This is a genomic window from Devosia rhodophyticola (assembly GCF_028816475.1).
Taxonomy (GTDB): domain Bacteria; phylum Pseudomonadota; class Alphaproteobacteria; order Rhizobiales; family Devosiaceae; genus Devosia; species Devosia rhodophyticola.
The window spans coordinates 1,862,554-1,879,857 of the sequence record NZ_CP118247.1; the positions used below are offsets into that span (position 1 = coordinate 1,862,554).

4 protein-coding genes are annotated in these 17,304 nt (G+C 60.3%); 3 read left to right on the forward strand and 1 reads right to left on the reverse strand.

Features of this window, described 5'->3' with window-relative positions:
* The first annotated feature begins 73 nt into the window (after positions 1 to 73).
* Genes PSQ90_RS09180 through PSQ90_RS09190 form a run of 3 tightly spaced genes read left to right on the forward strand, consistent with a single transcriptional unit; the run spans position 74 to position 15,824 of the window.
* Positions 74 to 2,422 (forward strand): calcium-binding protein, encoded by a 2,349-nt coding sequence (locus tag PSQ90_RS09180; protein WP_282210031.1) that lies wholly within the window; start codon positions 74 to 76, stop codon positions 2,420 to 2,422.
* On the forward strand, positions 2,419 to 7,119 hold the full coding sequence (locus PSQ90_RS09185; protein ID WP_282210032.1) for a beta strand repeat-containing protein: 4,701 nt from the start codon (positions 2,419 to 2,421) through the stop codon (positions 7,117 to 7,119). The genes PSQ90_RS09180 and PSQ90_RS09185 overlap by 4 nt, the downstream gene beginning before the upstream one ends.
* Positions 7,047 to 15,824 (forward strand): hypothetical protein, encoded by an 8,778-nt coding sequence (locus PSQ90_RS09190; RefSeq protein ID WP_282210033.1) that lies wholly within the window; start codon positions 7,047 to 7,049, stop codon positions 15,822 to 15,824. The genes PSQ90_RS09185 and PSQ90_RS09190 overlap by 73 nt, the downstream gene beginning before the upstream one ends.
* Positions 15,825 to 15,828: 4 nt before the next feature.
* On the opposite strand, the gene PSQ90_RS09195 is transcribed toward PSQ90_RS09190, so the two are convergent.
* A complete protein-coding gene (locus tag PSQ90_RS09195) occupies positions 15,829 to 17,157 on the reverse strand; it encodes an HlyD family type I secretion periplasmic adaptor subunit (protein ID WP_282210034.1) in 1,329 nt (442 codons plus the stop codon).
* Positions 17,158 to 17,304 lie beyond the last annotated feature (147 nt).

The following is a 17,304-nucleotide window of genomic DNA, read 5'->3' on the forward strand; positions in this document are numbered from 1 at the left end:
GCTAATGCCGCAGGTGCGCCCAATGGCGTGTGTCAGTCCGGCGGCGGGTCGACGACAAGGTTCACACGGCGCAATGGTTGATACTCCCGAGAAGGAAGACAAGGCGGCGCTAACGGCGCTGGACCTGGCCGAAGTTGCAACGAACGACAATTCAACCATCATCCACAAGCCCGACGCCGGTGGTACGCTGGTCATAGACGTGCAAGAAGGACAGAAACTTCTGTTCTCGTTTGATCTGAGCGACGTGAAGGTCAATCTTTCCGATGTCGATCTGATCATAACCTTTGCCGACGGCGCCAAGATTATCCTGCTTGAATTCGGCTTGCTATCGGCGCTTGATGTTATCCCGACGATGCAGTTCGACGGGCTCGAAGTCTTACCCAAGGATGTGATTGCCCAGGTAGGGCAGTTTGACAGCGCTTCGCTCGCCGATGAAACTATCCGCACATCGATGGCCCAGAGCCAGGTTGATGCCGAACCGACGCCCGACGCGCAAGCGGCAGCAGCGACCCCGGCGCAGGATGTTCAGGCCCCAGTCAAGCCCGAGCCAAAGCACATCGACGATCACAAGGGTGACACCTTCAACGAATATGATCGCTCCAAGATTGACGCCGACATGGGGGCCGCCGAGCATGACCGCCGGTACAGCGAGGCGTCATCCAGTAGTGGCATTTCGGCGACCACAGGTATTTCGACGGTCCTGCCTAATTCGGAAATATCACTTCGGGTTCTGGGTGTTACAGGGCAGACGGTATCGCGGCTTGATAGTGGTGAAACGCTAATCGTTGGTGCAACCGCACGGACGCCCGCAGACGTCGATCCCAGCCATAACGTGCAGGTGGCTAGTGAAGTGCTCAATGGCACGGCAGGCCGCGATATCATTTACGCCGACAGCGTCGATCTAGCGCCGAGCGGCACCAGTAGCCGTGCCCTGGAAGTAACGCTTGATCTGCCATTCAAGGAATATACGCCCACCAGCCTGATCGTCACCAATCTTCCCCCCGGCATGTCGATTGTCGGGGCAACCAAGACGGATCTGGGTTGGGCGGTCGCCGTCGATCCGGCCGATCCCTTGGTGCAAAATCTGGTTCTTAACTACACGCTTCCCGCTGATGGCAGCCCGGTTGACGCGCAGGGGTTCTATGGCACCGGTTCGCTGACCATTCAGTATACGTTGCAAAAATCAGATGGCAGTGAGGGTACCTCGGTGGCCACGACCGAGATCGGTCTGCGGGACGTTTTTAGTGATGCCGACCTTTACTACACCGATCCCAGCACCAGTTCGACCATCACCGCGATCGATGCGGCGCCGCCTGGCAATATTATCGACGCAGGTGCGGGCGATGACATTGTTTACCTCGGTGCGGGCGCGGACACGCTTGCGGGTGGCAGCGGGATTGATCTGGCATCCTATGCCCAATCCAACGCCGGGGTTGATGTTGATCTGTTGGCCGGTACCGCCTCGGGCGGGTATGCGCAGGGCGATGTTCTGAGCGGTATCGAAAACCTTGAGGGATCAAGATTTGCTGACGAATTGACCGGCGATAGCGGGAACAATGAGCTTGCCGGTGGCGCTGGCGCAGACGTTCTGGATGGTGGCGCCGGGACTGATACCGCGCGTTACACAAAGTCCGAAGCCGGGGTCAATGTTGATCTGATCACCGGCTCGGGCACTGGGGGAGATGCCGAGGGCGACCAACTCAGTGCCATCGAAAACCTTGTTGGCTCGGATCATGCCGATATTCTGCATGGCGATGCCGGAAGCAATTATATTGATGGTGGCGCTGGCGATGATCGCATCGGCGGAGGAGAGGGCGCTGATGTTCTTCGGGGCGGCGACGGTTTCGATACGCTAGATTACACGAACTCAAGCGCTGCAGTTACTGTCGCCCTTGACACAAACACTGCCAGCGGGGGCGCCGCGACAGGCGATGACTTTTCGGGCTTTGAGGCGGTAGAGGGCTCAGGTTTTGATGATGTTCTGAGCGGCAACGCTGAGGCCAACAGCCTGTCGGGCGGGGCGGGCAATGATGCTCTTTCGGGCGGCGACGGCGACGACACGCTTTTGGGCGGAACCGGTGATGATCGGCTTGATGGCGGTGCGGGTGCGGACAGTCTTGAGGGTGGTGCGGGTCGCGACACGGTCGTTTACGCAACCTCGGATCGCGCGGTCAGCGTCAACCTCTCGACTGGGGTGGGCAGCGGCGGCACTGCTGCGGGCGACACGTTCAACGGCATTGAAAATGTCGAAGGATCGGATTTTGCCGACCAGCTCACCGGTGACGACGCGGCCAACACGCTGGTAGCGGGTGCGGGTGATGATCTGTTGCAGGGCATGGGCGGCGCCGATGCCCTTGATGGGGGGCAGGGATTGATACGGCGTCCTACGCGGCTTCAACCGGCGGAGTCAGCGTTGATTTGACCACTGGCACGGCAACGGGCGGTGATGCTGCGGGCGACACGCTCACCGACATTGAACAGTTGGTGGGCAGTGGTTTTGCCGATCATCTGGTGGGCGACGGCGGCGCCAATGGGCTTGATGGTGGCGCGGGCAATGATCGGCTCGAGGGGCGCGGCGGCGCGGATATTCTGACCGGTGGCGACGGGGTGGATACGGCCGACTATGCCAACTCGGGTACCGGAGTTAATGTTGATTTGACCCTTGGAACCGGCACAGGCGGCGATGCCCAGGGGGATCAACTCGCTGGCATCGAAAACCTGGCTGGCTCGGGCTTTGCCGACGTACTGCGCGGCGATAGCGGTGCCAACCTGCTTGAAGGTGGCGTGGGCGATGATGTGCTGACCGGTGAGGGAGGGGCTGATCAGCTCTATGGCGGGGCGGGAACCGATACGGCCAGCTACGCCAGCTCGGTCGTTGGCATTTCAGTCGATCTTGGATTGGGAACCGGCACGGCAGGCGATGCCGCTGGTGACCGGCTGGTGGATATTGAGAATATTGTCGGTTCGGGCGGCACCGATACCATTGTGGGCGACGCCAATGCCAATCGATTGGAAGGCGGCGCCGGAGACGATATTTTGCGCGGCCAAGCGGGCGATGATGCCCTGTTTGGCGGCGATGGCAATGACCGACTGGAAGGCGGCGCGGGGGCTGACACCATCGATGGTGGCGCGGGGATTGATGCCGTTGACTATTCCGGCTCAGGCGCTGCGGTCACGGTTGATCTGCAGTTGTCGACGGCGACTGGCGGGGATGCGGACGGCGATAGTTACACCGGGGTTGAAAACGTCATTGGTTCGGCACTGTCAGACGTTTTGAGCGGCGATGGCGCGGACAATGTGCTCGACGGCGGGGCTGGCAATGACATTCTGCGGGGTCGCGATGGCGCCGACACGCTGATTGGTGGCGCTGGGGTCGATACAGCCGACTATAGTCTTTCGGGCGCGGCGGTACAGGTTGATCTAGGCTCGGGACTGGCAACGGGCGGCGAAGCCGAAGGCGATAGTTTCGTCAGCATCGAAAATATCACTGGTTCTGCCTACGATGATACCATTGTGGGTTCTGCAGCCAGCAATCGGCTTGAGGGTGGCGCGGGCAATGATGCGCTCGAGGGCGGGGCCGGGGGTGACACGCTGGTTGGTGGCGCTGGTGTTGATACGGCCAGCTACGCCGGTTCAATTGATAGCGTTGCGATTGATCTGATCGCGGGCACCGGCTCGGGCGGCGATGCTGCTGGCGACAGTCTTAGCGGCATCGAAAATGTTGACGGTTCGGGCAATGATGATGTGATCATTGGCGATACACAATCCAACCGGCTACGTGGCGGTTCAGGCGATGACGCTCTATATGGCGGTTCTGGTGATGATCAGTTGTTGGGCAATAGCGGCGACGATACGCTTGAGGGCGGTTCGGGCGCTGATAGCCTTGATGGCGGATCGGGCTTTGATACGGCGAGCTATGCGGGCTCTGGCGCGGCCATCAGCATAAATCTTTCAAACAATACCGCGACGGGCGCCGACGCTAACGGCGATAGTTTTACCTCGATTGAAGCGGTTACCGGTTCGGCTTTTGACGACACGCTTGTTGGTGACACAAAAGCAAATCGGTTGGTGGGTGGTGCTGGAGCAGACGCCCTGGCAGGTCTGGCGGGAGCCGATACGCTCGACGGTGGCGATGGCGTTGATACGGCCGACTACAGTGCTTCGGGACAGGCTGTAACGGTTAATCTTTCCTCGGGCATCGGCACCGGCGGTGATGCACAAGGCGATGTGCTGATGCGCATCGAAAATCTCGTCGGAACGGCAGGCGACGATAATCTGACCGGTGACGTGCTCAACAATTCCCTTGTGGGTGGGCAGGGCAACGACACTTTATCGGGCCTTGGCGGTAATGACGTTCTTTCAGGTGGCGATGGTAACGATGTGTTGATGGGCGGTAGCGGCGCCGACCAGCTTGATGGCGGTACCGGGAGCGACACGGCCAGCTATGCCAATGCTCTTGCGGGCGTCACGGTTGATCTTGATGCTGGCACGGCAACCGGTAGCGATGCGGCAGGTGACACGCTCACCAGCATTGAAAATCTGGCCGGTTCGGCATCCGCCGACAACCTAACCGGTGATGCTGGTGACAACCGACTGTCGGGCGGCGCCGGAGACGATGTGCTTTCGGGCGGGGTTGGGGCGGATACGCTGGAGGGCGAATTTGGCAATGACACGCTGATAGGCGGTGCCGGTGGTGATCTGCTCGATGGTGGCGCAGGCATTGATACGGCGGACTATTCCGCCTCAGGGGCAGGTGTTACCGTCAGCCTTGCGGGTGGCATCGGGTTTGGTGGCGACGCGGAAGGGGACGCGCTGGTCAGCGTTGAAAATCTGATAGGTTCCGCCTTTACCGACAATCTGATTGGCGACAATCTGCTTAATACACTGAGCGGTGGTGCCGGCGATGATGTGCTGGAGGGCGGTGGCGCAGCCGACACGCTGATCGGTGGTGCCGGTACCGATACTGCGAGCTACGCCGGTTCTCTTTCAGGCGTCACAGTCAATTTGACTACCGGCACCGGTGTTGGTGGCGATGCGCAGGGCGATACGCTCAGTGGCATTGAAAATCTGTCGGGCTCGAGCAGCAGCGACATTCTCATTGGCGATGCCGGTGCCAATATGCTGAACGGGGGCGGTGATGATGACATGCTCGCCGGTCTTGGCGGCGCTGACAGTCTTGTGGGTGGCGGGGGATCCGATACCGCCGACTACAGCGCGTCGGCGGCCGGTGTAGCTGTTGATCTGAGATTGGGTACCGCCAGTGGTGGGGATGCGAACGGGGACAGTTTCAGTTCCATCGAGAATGTACGTGGCTCTGCGTTGGATGATGGCTTGATCGGCGATAGCGGCACCAACCGTCTCGAGGGCGGCGCGGGCAACGACTATCTTGAAGGCGGCGCCGGGGCCGATATCATAGATGGCGGAACGGGCATTGATACGGCCGACTATTCGGGATCGGCAGGGGCCGTCAATGTCAATCTGGCAACAGCTTCAGGCTCAGGTGGCGATGCGCAAGGCGATACGCTTACCGGCATCGAAAATCTTGTCGGGTCAGTCAATGGCGACACTCTGGGCGGCGATGCTGGTGACAACCGGCTTGATGGCGGCGCAGGCGATGACATCCTTTCCGGCCAGGCGGGCAGCGACGCGCTGATTGGCGGTACGGGAAATGACACACTAGCGGGCGGTGCCGGGGCCGATGTGCTTGATGGCGGTGCCGGTTCGGACACGGCCGATTATGCGGGTTCGAGTGCAGCAGTCACGGTGGATCTGTCGACCGGAACCGGCGTTGGCGGGGACGCCATGGGCGACAGCTATGTCGCCATTGAAAATGTTACCGGCTCTGATTTTGACGATAGGCTTACAGGCGATGGCAATGTCAATATTCTGACCGGCGGCGCTGGCAACGACCGGTTGGTTGGTGGTCTGGGCGCTGACGTATTGCGGGGCGGCACCGGCAGCGACACAGCCGACTATGGTGCATCGACGGCAGGTGTAACGGTTGATCTGGGCTCGGGTACGGGTTTGGGTGGTTCAGCCCAGGGCGATACGCTGTCCGATATCGAAAATGTCTCCGGCTCGGCTTTTTCCGACACGCTGACCGGGGATAGCGCGGCCAACTATTTACGCGGCAACGCCGGAAATGACACGCTCGCCGGCAACGGTGGCAACGATACGCTTGATGGTGGCGCGGGCGATGATGTGCTCGAGGGTGGGCTGGGCAACGACCAACTCATGGGTGGTAGTGGCAGCGACATCCTGGAGGGTGGCGCGGGCGCCGATACGCTTGACGGCGGCGATGGTATTGATACGGCGCGCTATGCCAGCTCGATTGGCGCAGTGACTATCAATCTGACCACCGGCACTGGGACGGGCGGGGATGCGGCGGGCGACAGCCTGACAGGCATTGAAAATATTACGGGATCGAGCGGCGCGGACGATTTGACTGGCGATGGTGCGGCAAACGTCCTGGATGGCGGTAGCGGAGATGATCGGCTTGCCGGTCTTGGTGGCGCCGATGTTCTGCGAGGCGGTTCGGGGTCTGACGCGGCAGATTATGGTGCTTCTGTTGCGGGCGTGACCATCGATCTTGCCAACAACACCGCTACTGGCGGGGACGCGGCTGGCGACAGCTTTGATTCGATTGAAAATCTAGTCGGATCGGACAGCAATGATGTGCTCGTGGGGGATGCCAACAATAACCGACTTGATGGCGGCGCAGGCGATGACCGGCTGGTTGGCAGCGCCGGTGCTGATACACTGATTGGCGGAACGGGCCGCGATATTGCTGACTATTCGACCGCTGCGGGTGCCGTGACCATTGATTTGGGCAATGGAACGGGGCTGGGATCCGACGCGCAAGGCGATACACTTTCGGGCATTGAAGACGTCATTGGCTCAGTCGGCAACGATGATCTGCGCGGTGACAGTGGTGCTAACCGTCTCGAGGGCGGCGCGGGCAATGACCAGTTGGCAGGACTGGGTGGCAACGACACCCTGGTGGGTGGCGACGGCAATGACATTCTTTCGGGGGGGCCGGGGCCGATGTGCTGGACGGTGGCGCGGGGCTCGATACCGCCGATTATGCGACTTCGGGGGCGGGCGTCAATGTTGACCTGACGACCGGAGTTGGTACGGGCGGGGACGCTGCGGGCGATAGTTTTAGCGGCATTGAGAATATTGCCGGGTCGGATTTTGACGATGCGCTCACCGGCGACGCTGGGGCGAACACGCTCAGCGGCGGGGCGGGCAATGATGTACTAACGGGCGGCGCAGGTGCAGACGCGCTGCGTGGCGGAAGCGGCAATGACACGGCAAATTACGCTGGTTCTACGGCGGGGGTCACCGTTGATCTACAGGCAGGGACAGGCGTCGGCGGTGATGCGGCGGGCGACACACTCACCGACATTGAGAACGCCAGCGGGTCAGCCTTCGATGACGTAGTGACCGGCGATAATAGCGCCAACATTCTAACCGGCAACGCCGGTAACGACACGCTGTCGGGCCTGGGCGGTAGCGATACGCTTTGGGGTGGTGACGGCAATGACCGGCTCGATGGTGGTACGGGCGCCGATACACTTTGGGGTGGAGCGGGCGACGATAATCTGGAGGGCGGCGCTGGGGCTGATGCCCTTGATGGAGGCGCTGGCAATGATACGGCCAGTTATATTGGCGCGCTGGCCGGGGTCGACGTCAACCTGACGACGGGGAGCGGCACGGCTGGGGACGCGCTGGGCGATACGCTGAGCGGCATCGAAAACCTGACCGGCTCAAGTTTTGCCGATACGCTGGTGGGCGATGGTGCGAGCAATCGGCTCGAGGGCGGTGCTGGTGATGACCTATTGGCTGGTCTTGGTGGCGCGGATGTGCTCAGCGGTGGCGCTGGTTCCGACACAGCCGACTATAGCGCTTCGGCCGCGGCGATCAGTGTCGATCTTGGCGCCAACACGGCAACCGGCGGGGATGCTGAAGGCGACAGTTTTGATTCCGTTGAACATCTTGTCGGGTCGGACGGCGATGATCGGCTGACGGGTAATTCGACGATAAACAGGCTCGATGGCGGTGCTGGGAACGATATTCTGTCGGGTGGTGCCGGAGCCGACGTGCTGGTTGGTGGCGCCGGGACGGACACGGCCGACTATTCAAGCGCTGGCGGCGCGGTAACCGTGGATCTTGGGACCGGGCTCGGATCGGGCTCGGATGCGCAGGGCGATCAACTCAGCGGCATTGAAAATATTATTGGTGCATCGGGCAACGATGCGCTTACTGGCGATGCCGTGGCCAATCGGCTTGAAGGTGGGTCTGGAAATGACACTTTATCGGGCATGGCGGGCGACGATGTTTTGGTCGGCGGTCTGGGCAATGATGTGTTGTCGGGCGGGCAGGGCGCTGACAATCTCGATGGCGGTGCCGGTACCGACACCGCCGATTATTCCTCGTCCGCTGGTGCCGTTGCGGTCAATCTGGGCGCAGGTACCGCGACCGGCGGCGACGCAGCGGGTGATACGCTCGTCAGTATCGAAAGCCTGATTGGTAGCGCCGGTAATGACACGCTGACCGGCGATGATGGTGCCAATGCTCTGGCAGGCGGTGCGGGCGATGATTTTCTGGTTGGTGGATTGGGTGCGGACGCGCTGGATGGCGGCGCGGGCATTGATACGGCAAGCTATGCAGCTTCGGCCGCTGGGGTCACGATTTCGCTGGATGGCAGCGTCGGTAGTGGTGGGACAGCGGCTGGCGATGTTTTGAGTGGCATTGAGGTTCTCGACGGATCGGCCTTTGCCGACGTTTTGAACGGCACCGCGGCGGCGGAAAGCTTTTACGGCAACGGTGGCGATGACATTATTGCCGGTGGAGGTGGCGCTGATATAATTTCGGGCGGCGACGGGAATGACACGGCGACTTATGCGGCCTCGTTCAATGGGGTCAATGTCGATCTGGCGGCAGGCACAGGGACGGGCGGCGATGCTCAAGGGGACCAGATTTCAGGGATTGAAACGGTCATCGGGTCGTCGCGCAACGACGTGCTGTCAGCGGCTGCAAGTGGCAGCCAGCTGATTGGTGGGGCGGGTGATGATACGCTCAATGGCAACGCCGGCAACGATACGCTGAGCGGAGGCGACAATGACGACATTCTCGTCGGACTTGGCGGCGCCGATACCCTCGATGGCGGTGCTGGAGCCGACACCATCAATTATTCCGCCTCCAACGCGGGCGTCACCATTGATCTGGCGCTCGGCACCGGCGTTGGTGGCCATGCCCAGGGCGACGTTATTTCCAACGTCGAAAATGTCATCGGTTCGGGATTTGATGATCGCCTTAATGGCGACACCAATAATAATGTGCTCGAAGGCGGGTTGGGCGACGACATTCTGGAGGGCGGTGCTGGCGCGGACAAACTGCGCGGTGGCGCGGGCAATGATACTGCGCGCTATGCGGCTTCTGCTGCGGGCGTGATCGTGACTTTGGCCGGTGGATTTGGTCTGGGCGGCGAAGCACAAGGCGATGAGCTGACCGATATCGAAAACCTCGATGGATCGGGGTTTGATGATACGCTGACCGGCAATAGTGGCGCCAATATTCTGGTGGGCGGCGCCGGCAATGATACTCTGGTTGGCTTGGGTGGCGCCGATCAGTTCGACGGCGGTCTGGGCAATGATATTGTCTCCTACGCCGCCTCGGCTCAGGCGGTGACGGTCAATCTTGCAACCAATGCGGCGACCGGCGGTGATGCTACTGGCGACACGTTCATCAGCATTGAACGGATCGACGGGTCAATATTGGGTGACACGCTGACGGCTGCCGCAACGGGCAGCGAACTGCAGGGGTTGGCGGGCGACGATATCCTGACCGGCGGCGCGGGCGTGGACAGTCTTTATGGCGGCGATGGCAACGATATATTATCGGGTTTGGCTGGCAACGACTTCCTTTATGGCGGCGCGGGCAACGACACACTGATCGGTGGCGCGGGCGCTGACCTGTTGAACGGCAATGCCGGGGTCGATACAGCCGACTATTCCAGCTCGGCTGCCGCTATCAACGTCAATCTGGCGTTGGGTACGGGAACGGGTGGCGATGCCGAAGGCGACACGCTGCTAGAGATCGAAAATCTGATTGGCACGGCCTATGACGACACGCTGACGGGGGACAATAATGTCAACAGTCTGGCGGGTGGCAGCGGCGCCGATTATCTCGACGGCGGTGCCGGTGGCGATAGTCTGGCGGGTGGGGCAGGTGTCGATACCGCAGGTTACCTCAATTCCAGTTCTGCGGTGAACGTGGACCTGGGGAGTGGCGCCGGTCTGGGAGGAGACGCGCAGGGCGATACGCTTTCCGGCATCGAAAATCTGACCGGTTCAGCCTTCGGCGATACCCTGATTGGCGATGCAGGTGTCAACCGGCTGGATGGCGACGCGGGCAACGATATATTGGTCGGCGGTGGCGGCGCGGATATTTTGATCGGTGGGGCTGGTTCGGACACTGCCTCCTATCAAAACGCTGCGGCGGGGACTATCGCCAGCCTGGCCAATCCAGGGATCAATACGCTCGATGCATTGGGGGACAGCTATTCCAGTATCGAAAATCTGACCGGGTCGGGCTTTGCAGACACCCTGACTGGCGATGCGGGCAGCAACGTCATATCTGGTGGGGCGGGCAACGACACTCTTGTGGGTGGCGACGGCAACGACGCGCTTTATGGCGGCGCCGACGATGACAATCTGGTCGGCGGGGTTGGTGCCGATACGATTTACGGTGGCACGGGTACCGATAGTGCGGATTATTCCGGCTCGGACGCTGCGGTCAACATTACGCTCGGCGGTGCTTCCAGCTCAGGCGGGCACGCCCAGGGTGATCGCCTGTTTGAGGTCGAGCGGATCATCGGCAGTAATTTTGACGATAGTTTCGGGGGCACCAACGGTACTGATTATGCCGATGGCGGGGCCGGAAACGATGTTTTCCGCAGCAGCCTTGGCGCGGACACCTACCTGGGCGGGACCGGCAATGATACGGCCGACTATAGTGGATCGGCAGCGGTCACTGTGGACCTCGCGAACAACGCCAACAATGCCGGCGGTGATGCGGCAGGCGACACGCTGACCGATATCGAAAATGTCAGCGGCTCCAATAGCGCCGACACGTTGCGCGGTGACGGGCTCGCCAACGTCTTGAGCGGTAACGGGGGCAATGACGCGATCTATGGCATGGATGGCAATGACGACCTGCGCGGCGGGTCGGGTAATGACACGATCTATGGTGGGCTTGGCGCGGACCTGATTGCGGGCGACGATGGCGCTGACGTTCTTTATGGCGATGCCGGTGATGACACGATTTCCGGTGGCGATAGCGATGATCGGCTGATTGGCGGGGCGGGCGCCGATGCGCTCGATGGCGGATTGGGCATTGATACCGCCGACTATGACACCGCAACTTCAGCCATTGCCGCCAATCTGACGACTGGCACGGGCACAGCCGGCGATGCGCTCAATGATACGCTGACCAATATCGAAAATCTTACCGGATCGGACTACAACGATACGTTGATCGGCGATGCCGCCAATAATGTTTTGACCGGTGGCGCAGGCGATGACCTGCTTGAGGGCCGTGGTGGGAGCGACACTTTGGTGGGCGGCGCCGGCAACGACACTGCAAGTTTTGCCAATGCCAGTGGCGGCGTCACTGCATCTCTGGCAAGTGGGGTCGGTAGCTCGGGCGAAGCGCTGGGCGATAGTTACTCAGGGATCGAAAACCTGACCGGTTCGGCCTATGGCGACAATTTGAGTGGCGATGGTAATGCTAACATAATCGACGGCGGTTCTGGCAACGATACCATTTCGGGAGGAGACGGGGCCGATACCCTTTATGGCGGTCTTGGCAACGACACTATTTACGACGGGGCCGGGGCCGGCACCATTTCTGCGGGCGACGGCAATGATACAATTTACGCTGGTAACGGCGCCGACGCGATCGATGGCGGCGCAGGCTACGACAGGCTGACTTTCCAGAATGTGGGATCCGCCGTAACGCTCAATTTGCAAACCGGGGTTGGTTCGGCCGGTTACGCCAATGGCGATAGTTATACTGGCATAGAAGAGGTCATCGGTTCGACGGCCGGCGATACGCTGACAGCATCGGACAGCGGCAGCACGTTGAATGGCTACTATGGCAATGACCTCATCAATGGGGGCGCCGCCGCCGATATCCTCTCGGGTAGCGAGGGCAATGACACCATTTATGGCAATGGCGGCAACGATACGATCAGCGGCGGCAACGGCAATGATACGCTCTATGGTGGCGACGGCGACGATGCCATCAACGGCGATGGCGGCAACGACACGATCTGGGGCGATCTTGGCAACGACACAATTGACGGCGGAGCAGGCACCGACACGGTCAATTATTCGCTTTCGAGCGCCATTACTGTTGATCTGACCGGGACGGGCACCGGTGGGCTGGCGCAGGGCGACAGCTATGCCGGTATCGAAAATGTCATTGGCAGCGCCAATAATGACACGATTTCGGGGACGTCGGCCGCCAATGTGCTTAGCGGCGGGGCGGGCGATGATGTTCTGGCTGGGCGCGGTGGGGCGGATACGCTCGATGGCGGTAGCGGTTTTGACTTTGCCGACTATTCGGCCGCCGGGGAAGCGGTCACGGTCGATATGGTTGGTGGTGTTCATGCCGGTGCCGATGCGCTGGGTGACACGCTCACCTCGATCGAGGGCCTGATCGGTTCCGATTACAATGACAGATTGACGGGGGATGCTGCCGTCAACACCATTCGTGGTGGATTGGGTGACGATATCATCGTCGGTGGTGCCGGCGGGGACACGCTCGATGGTGGCGTGGGCGTCGATACGCTCAGTTATGCAGGGTCAAACGCGGGTGTCGCCATCAATCTGGCCAGTTCGACTGCATCGGGCGGACATGCGGCATCTGATATCATCTCGAACTTTGAAAATATCATTGGCTCGAGCTATGCCGATACCCTGACGGGGAACAGCCTCGACAACCGCATAGAGGGCGGCGATGGCGCGGATATCTTGTCGGGTGGCGATGGCGCCGATACCATTTTGGGCATGGAAGATGACGACACTATTTATGGTGGCGCGGGCGCTGATAATCTGGACGGTGGCGACGATGACGACACCATCTTTGGTGGCGACGGCAACGATATTATCCAGGGGGGTGACGAAGACGATACTCTGGACGGCCAAGCTGGTGATGACACCATTGACGGTGGATCGGGGATTGACCGCGTAGCGGGCGGCGCGGGTGCCGATGCCATGGATGGTGGTAGCGGCGTTGATACGCTCGACTATACCGGATCGAGCGCAGGCGTGACTGTCAATCTCGATGCCAATTCGGCCAGTGGTGGCGATGCGACCGGCGACACAATTGTCAATTTTGAGAATGTTGACGGTTCGGCCTATGGCGACACGATCACGGGTGACGCTGGCAACAATACGATCAGTGGTAATGACGGCAATGACGTGCTCGATGGCGGCGCTGGCAACGATGTTCTTTCCGGTGGCACAGGCGACGATACGCTGATCGGTGGGTTGGGTGCTGATAGTCTAAGTGGTGGCGCTGGGACCGACACGGCGGACTATTCGGCATCCTTGGCGGCCATCAATCTCCGGTTGGACGGGTTGGCCTCTTCGGGCGGAGATGCGGCGGGGGATCAGCTAACAGGGGTCGAGAATGTCGTCGGGACGGCCTATAACGACACGATCCTTGGTACGGCGGCGAACGAAGAGTTCAGCGGCGGGGCGGGCGATGATATTTTGATCGGCGCTGGCGGCGCAGATCGGCTGGATGGTGGGACTGGTTCGGATACGGCCAGCTACGCCGGTACGATCAGCGGCATCAATGTCAATCTTGGCACGGGAACCAACACCGGCGGTGACGCGCAGGGTGACACCTATGTGTCCATCGAAAACATCACCGGTTCGCTGGCTTCGGACACGATAACCGGGGATGCTGGCAACAATATTCTGGATGGCAGTCTGGGCAATGACGTCATTTCAGGCGGTGGGGGCAATGACACCCTGATCGGCAGCGACGGCAATGACACCATCAATGGCGATGACGGTGATGACATCATCACCGGTGGCAACGACAGTGACATATTGAGCGGCGGCAGCGGCGCAGACAATATCGATGGTGGCGCGGGCAATGACACGATCATGGGTGGCGAGGGGAATGACACGCTCGTCGGTGGCACCGGGGTTGATACGGCAGACTATAGCGGCTCCAACGCCGGGGTGACGGTTGATCTGACAGCGGGGACCGGTGTTGGCGGTCACGCACAGGGCGACACTTTGTCGGGTATCGAAAATCTGGCCGGATCGGGCTTTGCCGATAGTATGGTCGGCGATGGCAATGCCAATCAGTTGCGCGGTGGGGCTGGCAATGACAGCCTCTCAGGGGGTGCCGGGGCCGATATCCTGATCGGTGGCGATAATGACGATTTGCTGATAGGCGGTGCGGGCGCTGATGATCTGCAGGGTGATGCCGGATTTGACACTGCCAGCTATGCCGCTTCTGGCGCCGGCGTGACCGTCTATATGAACCATGACCCATCCTCCGGTGGCGATGCCGCAGGCGATGTTCTGAGCGGGATCGAACAGGTTATCGGTTCGGGTTATGACGACGTGCTCGTTGGCACATCGAGCAGCAGCGAGCAATTGCGCGGCGGGGCTGGCAATGACCGACTTGATGGCGGGGCCGGGAGCGACGTTCTCGATGGCGGTGCGGGTGAGGATACCGCTGACTACTCGGCCTCAACAAGCGGTGTTGCCGTCAATCTGACGACCTCAACAGCGACCGGGGGTGATGCCCACAATGATACGCTGATATCAATCGAACATCTGATCGGCTCGGGCTATACCGATGTGTTGACCGGGGACGCGGGCAACAATCAACTGAACGGCGGCGACGGGGCAGACCAACTTTATGGTGCGGCCGGCAACGATACGTTGCTTGGCGGAAGCGGCAACGATGTGCTGGTGGGCGGCGCAGGCGCAGACGCCATCGATGGCGGTGCCGGAACCGATACCGCCGATTATTCGGCGTCGAGCGCCGGGGTTACCGTGCATCTCGATGGTACCATTTCCACTGGCGGCGATGCCGCAGGCGATACACTGAACGGGGTCGAGCGCGTCGTTGGGTCGAGTTTTAATGATGTGCTGAACGGATCCGGTGGTAACGATATTCTTGTCGGCGGTATGGGAAATGACAGTCTGTCCGGCGGCGCCGGGGACGACCAGCTCATCGGTGGTGCGGGAAGCGATACGCTTACGGGCGGTACGGGCATTGACACTGCCGACTATTCGGCATCGGCTGCCGGGGTCAATGTTCATTTTGACGGCACGGCCTCAAGTGGTGGGGATGCCGCGGGCGATACCCTCAATGGGGTTGAGCGCGCAATCGGGACTTCACAGGCTGACAGTTTCCTTATTGATACGGGCATGATCAGCCTGCCGGGCGCTCATGTCGATGGCGGTAGCGGCACGGACAGCGTCAGCTTTTCAGATGGCGGCACCCTTAATGACGCGTCGGCCCTGGCCTCAATATTGAGCGATGTTGAAGTCATAGATTTTACCCATGCGGGGCTCGATGCAACGCTAAGCCTTGACGCGAGTAATGTGCAGTCAATAACCGGCACCAGCGATACGCTGACGCTCGATACCGACGCAGGAGACAGTATTTCTGCGAGTGGGTTCTTTGACACAGCGATCAGCGGCAGCCAGACGACCTACACCTTCTTTGATGATGCCGGGCACACCAATCCTTCGATTGCAACGCTGATCGTTAATTCCTGATCGGCTACTGCCGCAGGGCCCTCTCGCCGACGCGCCGGATGGGCTTGAGCAGATAATCAAGGACGGTGTTGGAGCCGGTTAGGACGTCCACTTCTGCCAGCATGCCGGGTACGACCTGTTGAGTCTGACCAAATGACTGGGTACTGGCTTCGACACGCACGCGGAAGTAGGGCTCACCGTCCTGATCCTGCAGCGCGTCGGGCGAAATTTCGACGATCTTGCCACGTAATCCGCCATAAATCGAATAGTCGTAGGCGCTGATCTTGATGACGCTTTCGAGCCCGGGATAAATATCGCCGCGATCCTTGGGCGACACCCGCGCCTCGATCGAAACGGCAGCGTCAGCCGGTACGATCTGCAATAGCGTCTGACCGGGCTGCACAACGCCGCCAACAGTTGAAACCAGCAATCGATTGATGCGACCGCTGATCGGGGCGGTCACATTGGTGCGCTCGGACCGGTCGGTCATGGCGCTGATGGATTCGTTGAGTTTGACGATCTTGATCTGCGCATCGCCGCGGTCATTTTCGGCATCGGAGCGGAACTGCAGTTCGGCCTCGCGGCGGCGCCGTACCAATTCACTGAGGCCAGACTCATATTGCGGAATCTGGAATTGCAGATCGCTCATCTGCGTCTGGATGTCCTGCAACTGGCTTTGACGGTCGAGCAGGGCATTGCGCGATGCGGCGCCCTGGGCCACGAGATCCGTCAGGCTTTCCACCTGCTGTTTCATCAGATCATAGGCCTGGCGGGTATTGGTCAGGCGTGTCTGGCGCTCCACCAGACCCAGACGTTGTTGCTTGGCTTGATCGTCAAAAATCGCCAACTGCTCATCCAGATTTGCTTGCCGGCGTTTGAACAGAGCCACTTCATTGTCGATCAATTGCGGATAGCGTTCAGCCTCGTTCTGGGGTGGGGCGAATTCGGCAGCACCGGTCGCTTCGGCATCGAGCCGGGCAAAGCGAACTTCCTGGGCCGCCAGATCAACCTTGATCTGACGAAGTTCCGCCAGATTAAAGCTGTTCTGGACACGCACCAGCACGTCGCCAGCTCTCACCAGATCGCCTTCATGAACGAGAATTTCGGAGATGATGCCACCCTCGAGGTGCTGCACATTCTGGTTTTGCTCAGTCGGGATCACCCGGCCACTGGCCCGTGTCACCTGCTCGACAGAGGTGGTTGCCGCCCAGGTGAAAAATGCTGCAAAGCCAAACAGGGTGACAAGGATGAAAATGGCATTGGCTGAACGCCCGATGCGATCTGTGCGGGGCACGAAAATACCTGCGTGGCTGCCAATGCCGTCAACGGTCTCATCGGGGGCGACCAAAGTCATGTCAGGGGCAATCCGGATCAAAGGAAATGGCGTATCTCCTTTACTACCAGTTAAGGTTAACCAGATGTTTAACCCCGGGCGGTACTGATAGGCATAAGTGCCAATGGGGCTAGTCCGTGCAAGATCCGTCAAACAATCATGTCGCTG

What these genes read in the sequence shown, in the direction of transcription:
- PSQ90_RS09180 (WP_282210031.1), top strand. Translation starts at nt 74, where the DNA reads ATGGTTGATACTCCCGAGAAGGAAGACAAGGCGGCGCTAACGGCGCTG.
- PSQ90_RS09195 (WP_282210034.1), bottom strand. Translation starts at nt 17,157, where the DNA reads ATGACTTTGGTCGCCCCCGATGAGACCGTTGACGGCATTGGCAGCCAC.